Source organism: Amycolatopsis sp. PS_44_ISF1 (assembly GCF_032335455.1).
Classification (GTDB): Bacteria; Actinomycetota; Actinomycetes; order Mycobacteriales; family Pseudonocardiaceae; genus Amycolatopsis.
Genome location: NZ_JANUXO010000001.1, coordinates 1,767,467 through 1,785,839, shown reverse-complemented (window position 1 = coordinate 1,785,839; position 18,373 = coordinate 1,767,467). Strand labels below are relative to the sequence as shown.

Below are 18,373 nucleotides of genomic sequence, written 5' to 3'. Positions count from 1 at the left end.
TTCCGGCCGTAGCTTGGTGTCCATGAGCGACTGGAGCCAACACCCGACCCTGTCCGGCGAGCACGTGCGCCTCGAGCCGCTCTCCCCGGAGCACGCGCAGGGCCTGTTCGAGGCCGCGCAGGACCCCGGCATCTGGTCCTGGATGAGCCAGCGGATGCCCGAGGACCTGGCCGCGGCGGAATCGATGATCGAGACCGCGCGGGCCGAGCCGGGCCGGCTGGCGTGGGCGCAGATCGACGTCGCGACCGGCCGGGTCGCCGGCTCCACCTCGTACTACCAGATGGTGGCGAAGCACCGCATCCTGTCGATCGGGTTCACCTGGCTCGGGCCGCGGTGGCAGCGGACACCGATCAACACCGAAGCGAAGTTCCTGTTGCTGCGCAACGCTTTCGAGGTGCTCGGGGCCCAGCGCGCGGCGTGGGAGACCGACAGCCGGAACCTCCGTTCGCAGCGCGCCCTCGAACGGCTCGGGGCCCTGCGCGAGGGCCTGCTGCGGGCCCACCGCGTCCGCCCGGACGGCAGCTCGCGCGACACGGTGCTGTATTCGATGACGGACGCCGAATGGCCCGGCGCCCGCGCACGGCTGCGGGCCCGGCTCGGCTGAACCCGCCCGAGCCGGGTCGCTGCACCCTTGTCCTGGGCGGACTACCGTCGCTAGCGTGCCGTGAGCCGCGGGTTCGCACTACAGGAGGCCTTGCACCATGACCGAGCAGTCCCCAGCGTTGGACAATCTGCTCAACGAAAGCCGTACGTTCCCCCCGAGCGACGAATTCGCTGCTCAGGCCAATGCCCAGGCCGAGCTGTACGCGAAGGCGGACGCCGACCGGGAGCAGTTCTGGGCCGAGCAGGCCGAACGCCTGACCTGGGACACGAAGTGGTCCCAGGTATTGGACTGGACCAATGCCCCGTTCGCGAAGTGGTTCGTCGGCGGGAAGCTGAACGTCGCGTACAACTGCGTGGACCGGCACGTCGAGTCCGGCCACGGCGAGCAGGTGGCGATCCACTGGGTCGGCGAGCCCGGCGACACCCGCGACATCACCTACGCGCAGCTTCAGGACGAAGTGTCCAAGGCCGCGAACGCCCTGATCTCGCTGGGCGTGAACGCGGGCGACGTCGTCGCGATCCAGTTGCAGATGATCCCCGAGGCCATCTTCGCCATGCTGGCCTGCGCGCGGATCGGCGCGCTGCACAGCGTGGTCTTCGGCGGGTTCTCCCCGACCGCGCTGCGGGCCCGGGTGGACGACGCCGCCGCGAAGATCGTGGTCACCTCCGACGGCCAGTACCGCCGCGGCAAGGCCGCGCCGATGAAGGCCAACGTGGACGAGGCCCTCGAAGGCGCCGAGAGCGTGGAGAAGGTCCTCGTGGTGCGCCGCACCGGCTCGGACCTCGACGGCGAGGTGCCGTGGACCGACGGGCGCGACCTGTGGTGGCACGAGCTCGTGGACAGCCAGCCGGCCGAGCACGCACCCGAGGCGTTCGACGCCGAGCACCCGCTGTTCATCCTGTACACCTCGGGCACCACGGGGAAGCCGAAGGGCATCCTGCACACCTCGGGCGGCTACCTCACGCAGACCGCGTACACCCACCACACCGTGTTCGACCACAAGCCGGGCGAGGACGTCTACTGGTGCACCGCCGACATCGGCTGGATCACCGGGCACAGCTACATCGTCTACGGACCGCTCGCGAACCGCGTCACGCAGGTCGTCTACGAGGGCACGCCGAACACCCCGCACGAGGGGCGGCACTGGGAGATCGTGCAGGAGTACAAGGTCTCCATCTACTACACCGCGCCGACGCTGATCCGCACGTTCATGAAGTGGGGCGCGCAGATCCCGGCCGAGTACGACCTGTCCTCCCTGCGGGTGCTGGGCTCGGTCGGCGAGCCGATCAACCCCGAGGCGTGGATGTGGTACCGCGAGACCATCGGCGCGAACCGGGCGCCGATCGTCGACACCTGGTGGCAGACCGAGACCGGCGCGATCATGATCTCGCCGCTGCCCGGCGTCACCGCCACGAAGCCGGGCTCGGCCCAGCGGGCGCTGCCGGGCATCTCCGCGAAGGTGGTCGACGACCAGGCCGCGGAGGTGCCGCACGGCGGCGGCGGATACCTGGTGCTGGACCAGCCGTGGCCGTCGATGCTGCGGGGCATCTGGGGCGACGACGAGCGTTACCGCGAGACGTACTGGTCGCGCTTTTCCGAGCAGGGCTTCTACTTCGCCGGCGACGGCGCCAAGTACGACAACGACGGCGACATCTGGTTGCTCGGCCGCGTCGACGACGTGATGAACGTGTCCGGCCACCGCATCTCGACCACCGAGGTCGAGTCCGCGCTGGTCTCGCACCCGACGGTGGCCGAGGCGGCGGTGGTCGGCGCCTCCGACCCGACCACCGGGCAGGGCATCGTGGCCTTCGTGATCCTGCGCGGCAACGCGGTGGACGGCGGCGAGGAGGCCATCCAGGCCCTGCGCAACCACGTGGCCAAGGAGATCGGCCCGATCGCCAAGCCGCGGCAGATCATGGTGGTGCCGGAGCTGCCGAAGACGCGCTCGGGCAAGATCATGCGGCGCCTGCTGCGCGACGTCGCCGAGAACCGTCAGGTCGGCGACGTGACCACGCTGGCCGATTCCTCGGTGATGGACCTCATCTCCACCGGATTGCAGTCCGGCAAGCAGGAGTAGGTTCTCCGCGGCCCGCAGGGGCGCTCCCGCTTCGGGGGCGCCCCTGCGGGCCCGATTACCCCGAATGGCGGCCATCGAACGCGTGTTCTAAGATGTGCCGCTGTACCCACCCCAGATCCGGGCAAGGAGACGACACGTATGACCGTGGAAGCCTTGACGCACGACGAGGACACCGCGGCCGAAGCGGTGACGGCGTCACCACCGCAGGCCGCCGAGGCCCCGGCAGCCGCCGGGCCCACGTCGCCGACCTCGGCTTCGCCGCAGCCGGCCTCGGGTTCCGGCTCGGCCCCGGCCCCCGGCTCGGACTCCGGCTCCGACTCGGCTTCGGCCGAGGAGGAGGCGCCGAAGCCGAAGCGCGGGCGCCCGAAGGCCACCGCCGCGTCGTCGGCGAAGAAGACCCGCACGGTCGAGCTGATCCTCACCGTCACCGGCACGGCCGACGGCGAGTGGCAGGCCGAGCTCAAGAACGGCAGCAAGTGGGTCGCGAAGGGACTGGAGATCCCGGCCGCCGCCGTCTCGCGCGCGGCGAAGGAGCTGCACTCCGACCTGTCCGGCCCGATCGACGAGGTGATCAACCAGGCCCGTGACGCGCAGGCCGCGAAGGTCGCGCAGCTCGAGGCCGAGCTCGAGGCCGCCAAGCAGGCCCTGGCCGATCTCGACGCCTGATCGTCCGGTGGTGCGCGAGGAGGCCCGGTGTCCTTGATGAGGGGTACCGGGCTTTCTCATCGCCGCTCGATTTCCGGCCGGCGGCGGCCGTTTCGGCCGCGGTGACTCGAACTCCACCCACGTACTGTCCACAATGGTCTCGACCTCGGGCGGGCGCAGGAGCGATTCGCCTGCCCGCAGTGACGTTTCGACCCCGTCGACCGTGTTCCTCAGACGGCCTTCGGTCAGGTAGTAGACAGAGGGCGCCCCCGCTCACTTCGCGTCCCGGGCCAGCAGCACCCCGGCCAGGCTCACCACGGCGGTGACCGCAAGGTAACCCGCGACCGCGACCCAGGTGTCGTAACCGGCGAGCAGAGCGGTGAACAACAGCGGCGCCGGGGCCCCGCCGATCACGCCGGCCAGCGTGTACGCGAGTGAGCTGCCCGTGTAGCGCAGCCGTTCCGAAAACTGCTCCGTGACCAGGGCGGCCTGTGGGCCGTAGAGCGCCGAGTGGATGACCAGCGCCAGCAGCACCCCGATGATCAACGCGGAGAACGAGCCGTCGCCCACCATCGGGAAGAACACGAACGGCCAGATCCCCGCCGCGATCACCGCCACCAGGGTCAGCCGGCGCCGCGAGACCCGGTCCGACAACGCACCGAACGCCGGGATCAGCACCAGTTGCAGGGCCGAGCCGATCATCACCGCCGCAAGACCTTGTCCGCGCGAGAGCGTGGTGTGTGAAGTGATGTACGTGAGGACGAAGACGGTGAAGAGCGCGTACAGCACGTCGGGGCACACGCGCACCAGCACAGCGGCGGCCAGCGCGCGGCGCTCGTCGCGGAAGACCTCCGAGATCGGCGCGGACGGCCGGTCGCCCAGCTCCGCGATGCGGCGGAACACCGGCGTCTCCTCCAGCTTGAGCCGGATCCACAGGCCGAAGCCGACCAGCGCGCCGGAGAGCAGGAACGCCACGCGCCAGCCCCACGAGGTGAACTGCGCGTCGGTGAGCAGGGCGGCGAGCAGGGCCAGGACGCCGTTGGCCAGAAGGTTTCCGGCCGGCGGGCCGATCTGCGCGGCCGACGCCCAGAACCCGCGCTTCGCCGGGTCCCCGAACTCGCTGGACAGCAGCACGGCGCCACCCCACTCACCGCCGATGCCCACACCTTGCGCGAACCGCAGCGCGACGAGCAGTACGGCCGCGAAGCCGCCGACAGCCGCGTACGTGGGCAGCAGGCCGATGAGGAACGTACTCACGCCGGTGAGCACCAGCGTCACGACGAGTACGCGCTTACGCCCCAGCCGGTCGCCGAGCCGTCCGAACACGAAGCCGCCCAGCGGCCGCGCGAGGTAGCCGACCGCGTACGTGGAGAAGGCGGCCATGGTGCCCGCGAGCGCGTCGCCGGAGGGGAAGAAGAGGTGGCCGAAGATGGTCGCCGACGCCACCGAGTAAGCCGCGAAGTCGTACCACTCGAGCGCGGTACCGGCGAGGCTAGCCGCGAACGCGCGGCGGAGGGAGCGGTGGTCGGTGCCCGGCGCCGTGGTGACTTCTGGTGTCATAGGGCAGATATACTCCATGTATACACCATCGGACGCAAGACCCCCGGAGGTTTCGGATGCTGCGCTTCACCCTGCCCGACGGCACGGAAGTGGAAACGCCCGTGCACACCCTGCTGAACGCCGGCTACGCGGGCCGCAGCCAGGACGACGTCGCGGCGCACGTGAAGGAGCTGGCCGAGCTGGGGGTGCCCGCGCCGAAGGCCACGCCCGCGCTGTACCCGGTGGCGCCCTATCTGGCGATGCAGACGGACTCCGTGCCGGCCCAGCACGCCCGCACCTCCGGCGAGGCGGAGTGGGCGCTGGTGCTCACCCCGTCCGACGTCCTGCTGACCGCGGCCTGCGACCACACCGACCGGGCCCTGGAGGTGCACGGGGTGGCGTGGAGCAAGAACGCGGGCCCGGACGTGCTGTCCCGCCGCGCCTGGCGCCTGTCCGACGTCGAGGACCGCCTGGACACCCTGCGCCTCACCGCGCACGTGGACGGCGTCCTCCTCCAGGACGGCACCCTGGCCGAGCTGCTGACCCCGGCGTACTGGCTCGCCGAACTGCGCGCCCGCGAACTGGCGACCCCGGGCACGGTCCTGCTCTCGGGCACCATCCCGATGGACCCGGCCGTGGACCAGTTCGGCACCCACTGGCAGGTCGGCCTGACCGACCCGTCATCCAACGCGGTGCTGAACCTGGCCTACGACGTGCGGCTGCTGCCGGAACCGACCGAATAGACCGGCTCGGAGACCCGGCGGCCGGCCGGGTCCCCTCGCCGGCCCGTGGACGGCGGCGCGAGCACCGCCACGGGTCAGCGCACGCCCGACATCAGCTTGCGGATCCACGGCGAGATGGCCGCGATGATCAGTCCGACGACGACCGCGATCCCGCCCAGTACGCCGAAGTACGCGCCTTCGTGCTCGGCCGAGTAGTACTCCGCCAGCGAGCCCGACAGCGCGCTGCCGAGCGCGACCGACAGGAAGAACAACGCGACCATCTGGGTCTGGAACGCGCGCGGCGCCAGCTTGGTCGACAGCGAGAGGCCGACCGGCGACAGGTTGAGCTCGGCGATGGTGAACACCAGCAGGATCAGCACCAGCAGCAGCAACGGGGTCTGCGTGCTGCTGCCCGCCGTCGGCAGGAAGAGCAGGAAGGCCACGCCCATCAGCGCGGTGCCGGCGGCGAACTTGATCGGGGTCGAGGGCTGGCGGTCGCCGAGGCGCGTCCACACCGCGGCGAAGACCCCGGCCAGCAGGATGACGAACACCGGGCCGATCGAGGAGACCCAGCTGACCGGCATGGTCCAGCCGAACAGCCCGCGGTCGAGGCGCTTGTCCGCGTAGATCGTGACCACGGTGAACTGCTGCTGGTACAGCGACCAGAACACCGCGCTGGCCACGAACATCGGGATGAACGACAGCACCCGGCGCCGCTCCACCTTGGTGATCCGCTTGCTGCTGAGCACCACGGCGAACAGGATCACCGAGGCCACGGCGATCACCGCGGCGGTCACGGTGGCCAGGTTGGCCGCCGTCACCCAGCCGGCCAGCACCGCGGCCACCACCACGACGACGAACAGCACGCCGACGCCGATCGCGGCGGGCCGGTGGGCGCGCGGGAGCGGGTTCGGCACGGTCCGGGCCTCGTCCGGCAGGTTGCGCCGGCCCAGCACGTACTGCACCAGCCCGATCGCCATGCCCACGGCCGCGATCCCGAACCCGAGGTGGAAGCCGACCTCCTGCTGCGCCAGCCCGGTCAGCAGCGGGCCGACCAGGGCGCCGATGTTGATCCCCATGTAGAACAGGGTGAACCCGCCGTCACGGCGGCTGTCGTCCGCGCGGTAGAGGGTGCCGACCATGGCGGTCGCGTTGCCCTTGATGCCGCCACCGCCGACCGCGACGCAGACCAGGCCGATCCCGACGCCGAGCAGGCCCGGTACGAGGGCCAGCGCGAGGTGGCCGATCATCACCAGCACGGCGCTGAAGAAGAGCGTGCGCTCCGAGCCGAGCACGCGGTCGGCCACCCAGGCGGCCACGATCGTCGAGAGGTAGACGAGCCCGCCGTACGCACCGACGATGCTGGTCGCGGTCGCCTCGGGTTGCGCGAGACCGCCCTGGTCGACCTTGTAGTACAGGTAGATCGCGAGGATTCCCTGCATGCCGTAGAAGGAGAAGCGCTCCCACATCTCGACGCCGAAGAGGTTCGCCAGCCCTCGTGGGTGCCCGAAGAACCTCGTGTCCTGCTGGACCTCGTTGGAGGTGCTCACAAGTTTTTCTTCCCTGCTCTAGACAACGCTGTCGTGCTTGATTCGCATGCTAGAAGCAGAACCGGTCAGCGGGACACCGGCATCCGGTGTGGGGAGCGTCATGACGATCATGGACTTGCCCGATCGTGCGTTAAGATGGTGTTAAAGGTGCGCCGGGAAGTCTGGTCGGCAACGGTGTTCGTGTTGCCCACCTCCCGGAGGACTTCTCCCGTGCCCGCTTCCCGCCCGGCCCGCGTGGCCGCGGAATTCGCCCGTTACCTGCGCACCGAGACCACTGGCGGGGTCATCCTGCTGGTGGCCACCGCCGTCGCGCTGATCTGGGCCAACTCGCCGATCGCCGAGGTCTACCGCGCGGTGCGCGACTTCCGCTTCGGCCCCGAGCTGCTGCACCTGAACCTGTCGGTCGGCGACTGGGCCAAGGACGGCCTGCTCGCGCTGTTCTTCTTCGTCGCCGGGCTGGAGCTCAAGCGCGAGCTCGTGGTCGGCGAGCTGTCCCGGTTCAAGCAGGCCGTGCTGCCGGTGGTCGCGGCGCTCGGCGGCATGATCGTGCCCGCCCTGTTCGCGCTGGCCATCGCCGGGGGCGCGCCGGGCGCCGACCGGGCGTGGGCCATCCCGGTGGCCACGGACATCGCGTTCGCCCTCGGGGTGCTCGCGCTGACCGCGTCCAACCTGCCGAGCAGCGCGCGGGTCTTCCTGCTCTCGCTGGCGGTGGTCGACGACCTGGGCGCGATCCTGGTGATCGCCATCGTGTTCACCACGGGCTTCAACCTGGTCGCGGCGGCCGTCGCCGTCGCCGCGCTCGCGTTGTACGCCTTCCTCCAGCACAAGCGCGTGCGCACGGCCTGGCTGTACGTGCCGCTCGCGCTGGTCGTGTGGGTCGCGGTGCACTCGGCGGGCATCCACGCGACGATCGCCGGCGTCGCGCTCGGCCTGCTCACGCGGGTCCGTCCGGACGAGGGTGAGGCCGAAGCACCCGCGCTGCGGCTGGAGCACCGGCTGCAGCCGTGGTCGGCGGCCGTCGCGGTGCCCCTCTTCGCCCTCTTCGCCGCGGGCATCTCGGTGAGCGGCAACGCGCTGGGCGAGGTGTTCACCACGGCGTTGCCGCTGGCGGTGCTGGCCGGGCTGATCGGCGGGAAGTTCATCGGCATCCTCGGCGCGAGCGCGCTGGCCGTGCGGTTCGGCCTCGCGGAAAGACCACGGGACACGAACTGGCGCGACCTGGCCGCGCTGGCCCTGCTGGGCGGAGTCGGGTTCACCGTGAGCCTGCTGATCGCCGACCTGGCGCTCGCCGGCGAGGCCGCCGAACTCGCGAAAGCGGCCGTGCTGATCGCCTCGGCCATCGCGTCGCTGGCCTCCGCGGCGCTGCTGCTGCGGCGCAGCCGGGCCCACGCGAGAGCCGACGCCGGCGAAAACTGAACCGGCCGATCACGACACTCCCGGCGGTCCGCCGCGCCCGGGGATCGGGTCCGTGGCACGATGACCCGGTGAGCAGCCCCAAACACGAGCGAACCGGTCCCGACGGCGTGGGGGCCGTGCCCTACCTGCCCCTCTCCAGCGACGAGGAGGCCGCGGCGGGCGAGCAGTCCATCGGCAAGCTGGTCGGCGACGCCACCCAGCACCTGTCCACCCTGGTCCGGGCCGAGGTCGAGCTGGCCAAGGCCGAGCTGATCAGCGAGGTGAAGAAGGCGCTGAAGGGCGCGGTCTTCTTCCTGATCGCGCTGGCCGTGCTGCTCTACAGCACGTACTTCCTCTTCCTGTTCGTGGCGGAGATCCTGTCCGACTGGTGGGGCGTGCGCTGGCCGGCGTTCCTCACCGTGTTCGGCCTGATGCTGGTGACCACGCTGGTCACGGCGTTCCTCGGCTGGCGCAAGGTGAAGAAGCTGAGGGCGCCGGAGCGCACCATCGACAGCGTCAAGGAGACGGCCGCGGCCCTCAAGCCGCACCGCGCCTCCGAGGGCGACCTGCCCGCGACCCGCGCCTGAACCGGCGTCGGCGTTCCCTCGCTGAGGCGGTGCACGCGGTGTCGTCCAGGCCCGATCCGTCGATCGTCCGCACCGACGGCCCGTGGACGCACCGCGACGTCTCCGCCAACGGCATCCGGCTGCACGTCGCCGAGGCCGGCGACGGGCCGCTGGTCCTGTTCCTGCACGGGTTCGGCGAGTTCTGGTGGTCCTGGCACCACCAGCTGCCCGCGCTGGCCGAGGCGGGCTTCCGCGCGGTCGCCGTCGACCTGCGCGGCTACGGCGACTCCGACAAACCCCCGCGCGGCTACGACGCGTGGACGCTGGCCGGTGACGTCGGCGGCCTGATCAAGACCCTCGGCGTCCGCCAGGCCCACCTCGTCGGCCACGCCTGGGGCGGGATGCTCGCCTGGACGGTGGCCGCCCTGCACCCCCGGCTGGTCGCCTCCGTGACCGCCGTCGGTGCGGCGCACCCGCTGGCGCTGAAGTCCGCGGTGAAGCGCTCGGCCTGGCGGATCCGCTACGGACAGGCCCGCGCCGCCGGGCACCTGTTCCGCTTCCAGGTGCCGATGGCCCCGGAGAAGTGGCTGGTGCGCGACGACGCCGCCGCGGTCGAGTCCCTCTTCCACTCCTGGTCCGGTCCGGAGTGGCGGTCCTCGACGGACTTCGCCGACAGCGCCGCCCGCTTCCGTCAGGCGATGCTGGTACCGGGCGTGGCGCACTCCGCGCTGGAGTACTACCGCTGGGCCTTTCGCGCGCAGTTCCGCGGCGAGGGCCGCCGGTTCACCGACGCCGTGGACCGACGCGTGGCCGCGCCCCTGCTGCAACTGCACGGAGCGCTCGACACCTGCATCGTCCCGGAAACCGCGCTCGAGTCCGTGGACTGGGCCGGACCGCACCGCGAGCCGCAGGTGTGGAACGGGATCGGGCACTTCCCGCACCTGGAGGACCCGGACCGGGTGAGCAAGTCCATTGTGGACTTCATCGGCTGAGGAGCCGGGGCGGATCCGGCCGGCTGCCGGTCCGCACCCGGGCAGCCAGGGATGACCAGGCGCCCCCCCTAGCTCGCGCAGGCCCCCGTGCTCACGTTCGTCGTCTGCGAAGGCGCGGCGTCGACCTCCGAGCGGACCTGCTCCGCGGTCAGGGTGAAGCCCGTGTCCGGGTCTTCCACCGCCGCGCCGAAGACCACGCCGATCACCTCGCCGTCCGGGGTGAGCATCGGGCCGCCGGAGTTGCCGCTGCGGATGCCGGCCCGGACGGTGAACACGTCGCGCTGCACGGTGTTCGCCTCGTAGATGTCCGGGCCGCGCAGGTTGATCCGGCCGCGGACGCGCGCGGGCGTCGCCTTGTACGGGCCGTCGAGCGGATAACCCAGCACGATGGCGCTGTCCCCGGCGCCGGCCGTCTCCCGGGCGAACGGCAGGGCGGGGGCGCGCAGGCCCGGCACCGCCAGCACGGCGACGTCGACCTCCGGGTTGAAGTACACGACCCGCGCCCGGTAGTCGCCCGCGGTGGACTCGATGCCGACCTCGTCGGTGCCCGCGACCACGTGCGCGTTCGTCATCACGCGCTGCGGCGCGATCACGAAACCGCTGCCCTCCAGCGCGCGCGAGCACGACGGCGCGTTGCCGCGGATCTTCACCACGCTCGGGTGCACCCGGGTGACCACCGCGCTGGCGTCGAGCGTGCTGTCCGGCGGCGAGGTGTCCGCCGAGGGGGCCTTCTGGAACGGCGAGACCGCCGACGGGAAGCCGGACGCGTCGAGCAGTTTGCGCAGGTCGGCCGGGAAGCCCTGAGCGGCGGCGGGCATCGCGTCGTTGACCTTGCCCAGCACCACCGAGGAGTTGATCGACTTGGCCAGCCCCGGCACGGCCGAGACGGTGGTCAGCGGGTTCGCCACCAGCCACGCGACCACGAACACCGCGACCGCCTGCACGACCGCGCCCAGCGTCTTGTCCACTCCGGACAGCTTGTCGGGGTTGATCCTGTAGCGCAGCCGCCGACCGGCCCACACCCCGATGGTCTCGCCGAGCACCACGAGGAACGCCACGGTGCCGAACGCGAACGCCAGCTTCGCGACCGGGCTTTCGACCAGCTCCACCACGTACGGCGCGACCTTCACCCCGAGCACGGCCCCGATGCCGACGCCGATCAGCGCGGGCAGGGCCACGATCACCCCTTGGAACGCCCCGGAGACGGCGGCCAGCACCGCGAGCAGCAGCACCAGGACATCAACCCAGTTCACTCGGCACCCCCTGGCTTCCGGCCGCGATCCGGGCCTGGTGTTCGGCCAACGCTACGTCAAGGTCGCGCACATCGCCGGTGTCCCACTCCCGTTCCCAGCCCCCGAGCGAGAGCAGCGCGGACAGCAGGCCGGCGGTGAAGCCCCAGACGAACAGGCCCCCGACGTCGAACGCCGGGCCCCGCCACGGCGCACCGGACTTGCGCACCTGGAACCGGTGGGCCGGATCGGTCAGCTCGGACAGCGCGACGCGCGCCACCGCCGCCGTCTCCCCCGGGTCGACGGCGTGCACCGGCGACGGCGTCCGCCAGTGCGCCAGCACGGGCGTCACCGCGAAGCGCGAGACGGGCACGAACAGCTCCGGCAGCACCGCGATCGGCAGCACGCCGGACGGGTCGACACCGGTCTCCTCCTCGGCCTCGCGCAGGGCCGTGCCGACCGGGCCGCCGTCGCCGTCCTCGGCGCCGCCGCCCGGGAACGAGACCTGGCCCGCGTGCGCGCCGAGGGTGTCGGCTCGGCGCTGGAGCAGCACGTCCGGACCGTCGGGACGCTCGCCGAGGAGGATGAGCACGGCGGCCGGGCGCGTCGGCCGGTCCTGGGGCGGGGTGAACCGGGAGAACGCCCGGCTGTCGACCTCGGCCGACACCTTGAGCAGCGGCCGCAGCCAGCCGGGCACGGCTTCGAGGCCGACGAGCGGTCCGGTCATGAATAGTCCTTCACGGCTGCGCGCACCTGGTCGGTGGTGAGGAACGAGCGGGGGTTCGCGACGAACCGGACCTGTCCGCCCGCGGTCACCAGGTAGGAGGCCGGGATCGTGGCCGGGACCTTCAGCGCCGTGCGGATCGGCCCGGCCGGGCCGGCGCCGTCGAACACCGACGGCAGGTGGACCCCGAGCCGGGCCAGCAGCCCGAGGCCGTCCTGCGCCGGGCTCGCCACCTGCACCCCGAGCACCCGCACGGCACCGGGCTGGGTGGCGTACCGGTCGAGCACCGGCAGCTCGGCGCGGCACGGCTGGCACCACGAAGCCCAGACGTTCACCAGCACCGGTCCGCCGCCGAGCACCCGGCCGACGTCCAGCCGGGAGCCGTCGCCGAGGCAGTCGGCCTGGATCCCGTCGAGGTCCGGCGCGGCCGCTGCGGCGGACGGCGCCGGGCACGGCCGTAGCGCGGCCTGCGCGCGAACCGCGGTGAGGTCGCCGGTGGCCCGCTCCGCGCTCTTCGCGTCGCCACCCCGCGTGGTCAGCAGGGCCACCAGCAGCGCGACCACCAGGACGGCGACCCCGAGAGCCCACTTGGTGACCGTGGTCACCCGCGCGCCGCCAGCTCGAGAATGTGCGCACGCTCCTCGCCCTTGACCAGCTTCGCGGCCGCTTCGAACTCGGTCGGCCCGGCGCCGAAGGACGGGCAGTCCCGCTTCAGCGGGCAGGCGCCGCAGGCGGGCTTGCGGGCGTGGCAGACGCGGCGGCCGTGGAAGATCACGCGGTGGGACAGCATCGTCCACTCCTGGCGCGGGATCAGCTCGCCGATCGCGGGCTCGACCTTGACCGGGTCCTCCTCAGTGGTCCAGCCCCAGCGCCGCACCAGCCGGCCGAAGTGGGTGTCCACTGTGATCCCCGGCACGCCGAAGGCGTTGCCGAGCACGACGTTCGCGGTCTTGCGCCCGACGCCGGGCAGCGTGACCAGGTCCTCCAGCCGCCCGGGCACCTCGCCGCCGAAGCGCTCGGTGAGCGCGGCGCCGAGGCCCAGGACCGAATTGGCCTTCGCGCGGAAGAACCCGGTGGTGCGGAGGTACTCCTCCAGCTCGGCCCGGTCGGCCCCGGCGTAGTCCGCGGCCGTGGGGTAGCGCTTGAACAGGGCGGGGGTGACCAGGTTCACCCGCACGTCGGTGGTCTGTGCCGAGAGGACGACCGCGACCAGCAGTTCCAGGGGAGTGGTGAAGTCCAGCTCGGCCTTGGCGGCCGGGTAGACCTCGTCGAGGCAACGTTTCATGCGCCGGGCGCGTCTCACCAAGGCGAGCCGGCTTTCCCCGGCGCCCTTGCGGGGGGCGTTGGTGGCGGCAGGTGGCACCCCGATAGCCTACGGGCGAGTCGGACGAGCCGGGCGGGAGCACCCGCCGGAAGGCGGCCGACACGCCAGAGCACCACCTCGGCGCACGCGTGTCCGCCATGAGCGAGGATCTGGAGTCCATGCTTACCTTTGTCACCGACAGTAGTGGATGGATGTCATGACCGTGTGGTTCGTGATTCTGGTCCCGCTGGTGATCATGTTCTTCGCGCTGTTCATGGAGCGGGTGGAAAGCCGGCTCAAGCACGTGGCCGTGCAGGAGAACGAGGTCGAAGAGTTCCTGGAGCAGGCCCAGCCCAACGAGGTGCGGGCCCTCTACGGGCACGGGATCGGCCGGGCCCTGGAGCTGTTCCGGCTGCGTCGGCTCGGCGGAAGGGCGGCCAGGCTTCGCGCGCGCAAGGTGCGGAGTTAGGCTCCACGTTCGTGCGAGATCGTCGCCGACCGCCACGCCCCGCGCGGCGAGCCGACGGGCGATCTTGCCGACACGCCCTAGACTGACGCGAAAGTGATCGGCGACACGGGCCTCCACCAGCGGAGGAGCGTGATCGTTTCTCGACGAGGAGGCACCCGAGGTGGACGAAACCCTGGCCCGTGCGGGCATTTTCCAGGGTGTTGAGCCGGCGGCCGCGGAGGCTCTGGCCCAGACCTTGGAGTCCGTGGAGTTCCCCCGCGGCCACGTCATCTTCAACGAGGGCGAGCCCGGCGACAAGCTGTACATCATCCAGTCCGGCAAGGTGAAGATCGGCCGCAAGTCCCCGGACGGCCGCGAGAACCTGCTGGGCATCTTCGGCCCGTCCGACATGTTCGGCGAGCTGTCCATCTTCGACCCCGGCCCCCGGACGTCCAGCGCGACGACGGTGACCGAGGTCCGCGCGGTCACCATGGACCGTCCGGCCCTGCGCCAGTGGATCTCGACCCGACCGGAGATCGCCGAGCAGTTGCTCCGCGTGGTCGCCCGCCGGCTGCGCCGGACGAACAACATGGTCGCCGAGCTGATCTTCACCGACGTCCCCGGCCGCGTGGCCCGCGCGCTGCTGCAGCTCGCGCAGCGCTTCGGCAGCCAGGAGGCGGGCCTGCTGCGGGTCACGCACGACCTGACGCAGGAGGAGATCGCGCAGTACGTCGGCGCCTCCCGTGAGACGGTGAACAAGGCACTGGCCGACTTCGCGCACCGCGGCTGGCTGCGGCTCGAAGGCAAGAGCGTGCTGATCCTCGACCCGGAGCGGCTGGCGCGACGCGCCCGTTGATCCCCGGCGCGGGGTGATCCCCGGCCCGGCTCCACAGAGGCCACCCCCGCACCGCGCGGTGGGTGGCCTCGGTCGTTCCGGCGGGTTTCCGGCTCTGGGCCAGGAACTCCGGTGAAAACCAAACGAGGAGCCGGGCGCCACCCCCGACGTGGCGCACCGGCTCCTCGCTCGTGCGCGGACCATCCCCCGACGACCCGCGCTCCCGCCCTCTGGACCAGGCCCCGACCCGAAAGCCAGAGGGAGCTGGGAGTTGTGCTGTTGTACAACCATCGTGGCCCATACCCACTAATTCAAGGCCATTCACTCTCAAGGACGCCGCCCCCACGGTTTCGTTGCGCGAGTTCACCGGGAATCCACCCGGTGTTACAGGATCGAGACCTTTGCCTCGTCGGACCCGGCCGTGACGCACCTGACCGGGAGCCGAGTGGTACCGGCGTACCATTCTTTGGCATACTGGTACGCGTGTCCCACTCTGCTCGCTCCGAAGGCCGGACCACCCTCGCCGACTACCGCACCGCGCTGACCGTCCCGGGCTCGCGGCGCACGGTCCTCGCGTCCGTGCTGGCCCGCTTGCCGATCGCGATGATCGGCATCTCGGCCCTGCTGTACGTCCAGCGCGAGACCGGTTCGTTCGCCACCGCGGGGCTGGTTTCGGCCAGCTCGCTCGCCGGTGTCTCGGTGGGTGCGGTGATCCAGGGCCGGCTGATCGACCGCTTCGGGCCGACGCGCCCGCTGCTGGTCACGGCGCTGGTGCTCACGGGTGCGATGACCTCGCTGGCGCTGGCCATCGAAGCCCACGCGGCCACGATCGCGCTGGTCGCGCTGGCCGCGCTGACCGGCCTCTCGGAGCCGATGGTCGGCTCGGCCTCGCGGGCGCTGTGGACCAGGCTGCTGCCCGCGGGCAGCGCCCGCAACGCCGCCTTCTCGTACGAGGCGATCAGCATGGAGGTGTTCTTCGTCCTCGGCCCGGGCATCGCGGGTCTGCTGGTGACGGCGCCGTGGCCGGGTACCGGCATGGTCGCGGGCACGGCGGCGATGGTCACCGGCGCGACGCTGTTCGCGCTGAGCCCGGCCGTCCGGGCGTGGGGACCGGCGCCCCGGGCGAAGGCACCCCTGATGGGCGCGCTCGCCGGTCCGGGCATGCGCACGCTGGCCCTGGCGGCGCTGGGTTTCGGCGTGGTCATCGGCTTCGTCGAGGTCGCCGTCCCGGCCGCGGCGACCGAGTCCGGTCACTCTTCGCTGAGCGGCCTTCTCCTGTCCGCGTGGTCGCTGAGCTCCGTGGCGTTCGGTGTCGCCTACAGCCTCCACCCGTGGCCGCGACGGCTGGGCCTGCGCCTGCCCGCCCTGCTCGGCGGCTTCGGTGCGCTGGTCGCGCTGCTGGCCTTGCCGTCCTCGCTGTGGGCCCTGGCGTTGCTGATGCTCCTGGCCGGCGCCATGATCACCCCCCAGTCGACCACCCACTCGGCCGCCATCGAGGTCGTCGCCCCGTCCGGCACCGCGGCGGAGGCCTTCGGCTGGGTGCTGACGGCGATGACCCTGGGCCTGGCCGCGGGTCAGTCGGTGAGCGGCTACCTGGTCGAGCACGTGGGCACCGGCTCGGCCTTCCTGGCGGCGGGCGCGGTGGGCATCGTGCTGGCCGTCGTCGTGTGGGCGCTGCGCGGCACGGTCCACCCCCAGACGACGGCGGCTCCGGCGCGGCTGGTCGGGGTGGGGCAGTAGCCGGGGCGAACCGGCCCGGCCGCCCACCAGCCTCGGTCACCGCCCGGGCCCAATCCGCCCGCCGTCCCGGAAACCTCCCGTCACCCCATCCGCGTTCCCCCAGCTCAGCCGCGATTTTTCCGCTCGATCGCCAAAACTGTCGGTGGGCGGAGCTAGCTTGCAGGCATGGATCTCACCTCCCCCGTGCGGCCGCTGTCGGCGGCCGTCAACGCCGCGGTTCGGCTGCTGTCAGGGCCGGCGCCGGTGCGGCTGCGCGCCGGTGCGGGCGGAGTCGTGGTCGCGGGCAGCGACCGTGACCTCGCCGTGCGGTTCCGGTGTGCGGCCACCACCCACACCGATGGTGAGGCGCTGGTGCCCGCGGCGCCGCTGGCCGAGACCTTGCGCCGGCTAGACACCGAAGTGGTCCGGGTGGTCGTCGAGGGCGGCCGGCTGGCGTTGCGGGTCGAGGGAGCCCGGTTCGCGCTGCCGTTGCTCGACCTCGAACTGCGGCCGGAGCCACCGGCACCCCCGCAGGTGTCCGAAGTGGACGGGTCGCTGCTGTCGATCGCGCTGCGCACCGTGGCGGGCACGGCGGCGAAGGACGATCCGCTGCCGCTGTTCACCGGTGTCCGGGTCCAGGCCGGCGCCGAGGGGCTGCGGCTCACCGCATCGGACCGGTACCGGATGGCGGTCGCGCGGCTGCCGCTGCGGCGGGCCGAAGCGCCACTCGACGTGCTCGTCCCGGCCGGGCTGCTCATCGAGGCCGCGCGGCAGGCCCACGGCATCCTCGGCCTGCACGGTGACGCCGGCCGCTTCGGTCTGAGCTGGGCCGACAGCGCTGTCACCACCGCGGTTCTCGACGCGGGCTTCCTGTCCGCGGAAGCGATCCCTTCCGGCGCCGTCGACACGGAGGTGGAGCTCGATGCCGATGCGCTCGCCGCCGCGGTCCGGCGGGTCGGCGTCTACTCCGAGGACCGTCGGATCCTCACGCTGGAGGTCGGCGACGCGCAGGTCCGGCTGGCCAGCTCGCGTGAGGACACCGGCGAAGCGGAGGAAACCCTCAAGGCAAACGTTTGCGGGGGTCGCACCTCGCCGTCCTTCCAGGCGAAGTACCTGCTCGATGCGCTGGCCCCGTTCTCCGGCGGCCGGGTCCGGCTCGCCCTGCAGCCCGGGATGCGGGCGTGCGTCCTGCGCTCCCCCGAACCTCGGGAGGTGGAGCTGACGTACTACCTGATGCCGATGCTGCCCCGATGAGCGTCGGGCGGTGGACGCCAGGAGCCGGAGCGCTTGAGAGTGCGGATCATCGGCGCGGTCTCGAGCCGGCGGACGCCTTCGAGAGCGCCGAGGCGGGTGGCGAGGAAGTCTTACAGCGCGTCGTCGTCGCGACAGCCGACGGTGACCGTCAGGTTGGTCGGCCCGGTCGTCGCCGCGACGAGCGCTTCGGGGTAGGGGGCAATTTCGCGGGCGACCGCGTCCAGGCGCGCGGGTGTCATCGTCACCCACGAGAAGGACAAACACCGACTCGAGACGGACGACCGGCACTGGCCCGGAGGCACCCGTCGATCGCGCCGCCGGTGCAACTGGTGTCCGAGGGCGATCTGGTCGCACCGGACCTGAGCGCGCCGGGCCCGGGCCGGCGCTGATGAGCTGGACGCGCGACGAGGTGCGCGCGTTCGCGCCGGGCGCATCACCGTCCGAAGTGGACAAAACCACCGAGTCCTTCTTCGCCGGCGCGCTGCCGCGGCTGGCCGAGCGGTTCGGCCCGGACCACACGCTCTACCGGTTCGACTGGGCTGCCCCGGCCGATCCGCACGGGGCCTGCCACTGCATCGACATCCCGTTCCGGTTCGGCACGCACCCCCCGGCACGGGCGCGAACCCTTCCGGGCTGGAAGACGACACCGGCCTGCGCCGCGTCTGGATCCGGTTCCTGCGGGGCGAGCCCGCGGATCGACAACCCGATGCTCACCGGGTTCTGAAGCGAACGGGGCCGCTCGCCGGGAAGGCGAGCGGCCCCGGTCCGCCG

General features: G+C 71.9%; 19 protein-coding genes. 12 read left to right on the top strand and 7 right to left on the bottom strand.

Annotation, left to right across the window (positions count from 1 at the left end):
* The first annotated feature begins 22 nt into the window (after positions 1 to 22).
* The 3 genes from NYF13_RS08070 to NYF13_RS08060 all read left to right on the top strand — a co-directional run bounded on the left by NYF13_RS08070 (position 23) and on the right by NYF13_RS08060 (position 3,347).
* Entirely contained in the window at positions 23 to 604 is a 582-nt protein-coding gene (locus NYF13_RS08070) for a GNAT family protein (RefSeq protein WP_315655342.1), read from the top strand.
* Positions 605 to 701: 97 nt separating this feature from the next.
* The gene (gene acs, locus NYF13_RS08065) at positions 702 to 2,681 is read left to right on the top strand and encodes an acetate--CoA ligase (RefSeq protein ID WP_315655341.1); all 1,980 of its coding nucleotides are present in this window, start codon (positions 702 to 704) and stop codon (positions 2,679 to 2,681) included.
* A gap of 138 nt (positions 2,682 to 2,819) precedes the next feature.
* On the top strand, positions 2,820 to 3,347 hold the full coding sequence (locus NYF13_RS08060; protein WP_315655340.1) for a DUF6319 family protein: 528 nt from the start codon (positions 2,820 to 2,822) through the stop codon (positions 3,345 to 3,347).
* Positions 3,348 to 3,599: 252 nt separating this feature from the next.
* Here NYF13_RS08060 and NYF13_RS08055 read toward each other — a convergent pair whose 3' ends face one another.
* Positions 3,600 to 4,886, bottom strand: a complete 1,287-nt coding sequence (locus NYF13_RS08055) for an MFS transporter (RefSeq protein WP_315655339.1) — start codon at positions 4,884 to 4,886, stop codon at positions 3,600 to 3,602.
* 56 nt (positions 4,887 to 4,942) lie between these two features.
* Between NYF13_RS08055 and NYF13_RS08050 the strand changes: the two genes are divergently transcribed.
* Entirely contained in the window at positions 4,943 to 5,608 is a 666-nt protein-coding gene (locus NYF13_RS08050) for a DUF2848 domain-containing protein (RefSeq protein ID WP_315655338.1), read from the top strand.
* 74 nt (positions 5,609 to 5,682) lie between these two features.
* Here the strand turns inward: NYF13_RS08050 and NYF13_RS08045 are convergent, their stop codons facing one another.
* Complete coding sequence (locus NYF13_RS08045) at positions 5,683 to 7,137, bottom strand: peptide MFS transporter (protein WP_315655337.1); 1,455 nt, start codon at positions 7,135 to 7,137, stop codon at positions 5,683 to 5,685.
* A 210-nt stretch (positions 7,138 to 7,347) separates the two neighbouring features.
* On the opposite strand from NYF13_RS08045, the gene nhaA reads away from it, so the two are divergent.
* The 3 genes from nhaA (at position 7,348) to NYF13_RS08030 (ending at position 10,090) form a co-directional block, all read left to right on the top strand.
* A complete protein-coding gene (nhaA, locus tag NYF13_RS08040; protein ID WP_315655335.1) occupies positions 7,348 to 8,553 on the top strand; it encodes a Na+/H+ antiporter NhaA in 1,206 nt (401 codons plus the stop codon).
* 68 nt (positions 8,554 to 8,621) lie between these two features.
* A complete protein-coding gene (locus NYF13_RS08035; protein ID WP_315655333.1) occupies positions 8,622 to 9,119 on the top strand; it encodes a phage holin family protein in 498 nt (165 codons plus the stop codon).
* 38 nt (positions 9,120 to 9,157) lie between these two features.
* Positions 9,158 to 10,090 (top strand): alpha/beta hydrolase, encoded by a 933-nt coding sequence (locus NYF13_RS08030; RefSeq protein ID WP_315655332.1) that lies wholly within the window; start codon positions 9,158 to 9,160, stop codon positions 10,088 to 10,090.
* A 68-nt stretch (positions 10,091 to 10,158) separates the two neighbouring features.
* On the opposite strand, the gene NYF13_RS08025 is transcribed toward NYF13_RS08030, so the two are convergent.
* From NYF13_RS08025 to nth, 4 genes are read right to left on the bottom strand one after another with little or no spacing between them, the layout of a single operon-like run.
* Positions 10,159 to 11,343, bottom strand: a complete 1,185-nt coding sequence (locus NYF13_RS08025; RefSeq protein ID WP_315655331.1) for a MarP family serine protease — start codon at positions 11,341 to 11,343, stop codon at positions 10,159 to 10,161.
* A complete protein-coding gene (locus NYF13_RS08020; protein ID WP_315655330.1) occupies positions 11,330 to 12,046 on the bottom strand; it encodes a CoA pyrophosphatase in 717 nt (238 codons plus the stop codon). Before NYF13_RS08020 ends, NYF13_RS08025 begins: the two co-directional genes overlap by 14 nt.
* Entirely contained in the window at positions 12,043 to 12,648 is a 606-nt protein-coding gene (locus NYF13_RS08015; protein WP_315655329.1) for a TlpA disulfide reductase family protein, read from the bottom strand. The genes NYF13_RS08020 and NYF13_RS08015 overlap by 4 nt, the downstream gene beginning before the upstream one ends.
* A complete protein-coding gene (gene nth / locus NYF13_RS08010) occupies positions 12,645 to 13,328 on the bottom strand; it encodes an endonuclease III (protein WP_315657258.1) in 684 nt (227 codons plus the stop codon). Before nth ends, NYF13_RS08015 begins: the two co-directional genes overlap by 4 nt.
* 235 nt (positions 13,329 to 13,563) lie before the next feature.
* Between nth and NYF13_RS08005 the strand changes: the two genes are divergently transcribed.
* The 4 genes from NYF13_RS08005 (at position 13,564) to NYF13_RS07990 (ending at position 17,602) form a co-directional block, all read left to right on the top strand.
* Positions 13,564 to 13,815 (top strand): hypothetical protein, encoded by a 252-nt coding sequence (locus NYF13_RS08005; RefSeq protein ID WP_037369289.1) that lies wholly within the window; start codon positions 13,564 to 13,566, stop codon positions 13,813 to 13,815.
* 160 nt (positions 13,816 to 13,975) lie between these two features.
* A complete protein-coding gene (locus tag NYF13_RS08000) occupies positions 13,976 to 14,650 on the top strand; it encodes a Crp/Fnr family transcriptional regulator (protein WP_003081747.1) in 675 nt (224 codons plus the stop codon).
* 462 nt (positions 14,651 to 15,112) lie between these two features.
* Entirely contained in the window at positions 15,113 to 16,369 is a 1,257-nt protein-coding gene (locus tag NYF13_RS07995) for an MFS transporter (protein ID WP_315655314.1), read from the top strand.
* Positions 16,370 to 16,534: 165 nt separating this feature from the next.
* Positions 16,535 to 17,602, top strand: a complete 1,068-nt coding sequence (locus NYF13_RS07990) for a DNA polymerase III subunit beta (RefSeq protein WP_315655313.1) — start codon at positions 16,535 to 16,537, stop codon at positions 17,600 to 17,602.
* A 110-nt stretch (positions 17,603 to 17,712) separates the two neighbouring features.
* Here NYF13_RS07990 and NYF13_RS07985 read toward each other — a convergent pair whose 3' ends face one another.
* The gene (locus NYF13_RS07985) at positions 17,713 to 17,847 is read right to left on the bottom strand and encodes a hypothetical protein (protein ID WP_315655311.1); all 135 of its coding nucleotides are present in this window, start codon (positions 17,845 to 17,847) and stop codon (positions 17,713 to 17,715) included.
* A 143-nt stretch (positions 17,848 to 17,990) separates the two neighbouring features.
* On the opposite strand from NYF13_RS07985, the gene NYF13_RS07980 reads away from it, so the two are divergent.
* Complete coding sequence (locus NYF13_RS07980; RefSeq protein ID WP_315655309.1) at positions 17,991 to 18,326, top strand: hypothetical protein; 336 nt, start codon at positions 17,991 to 17,993, stop codon at positions 18,324 to 18,326.
* Positions 18,327 to 18,373: the final 47 nt, after the last annotated feature.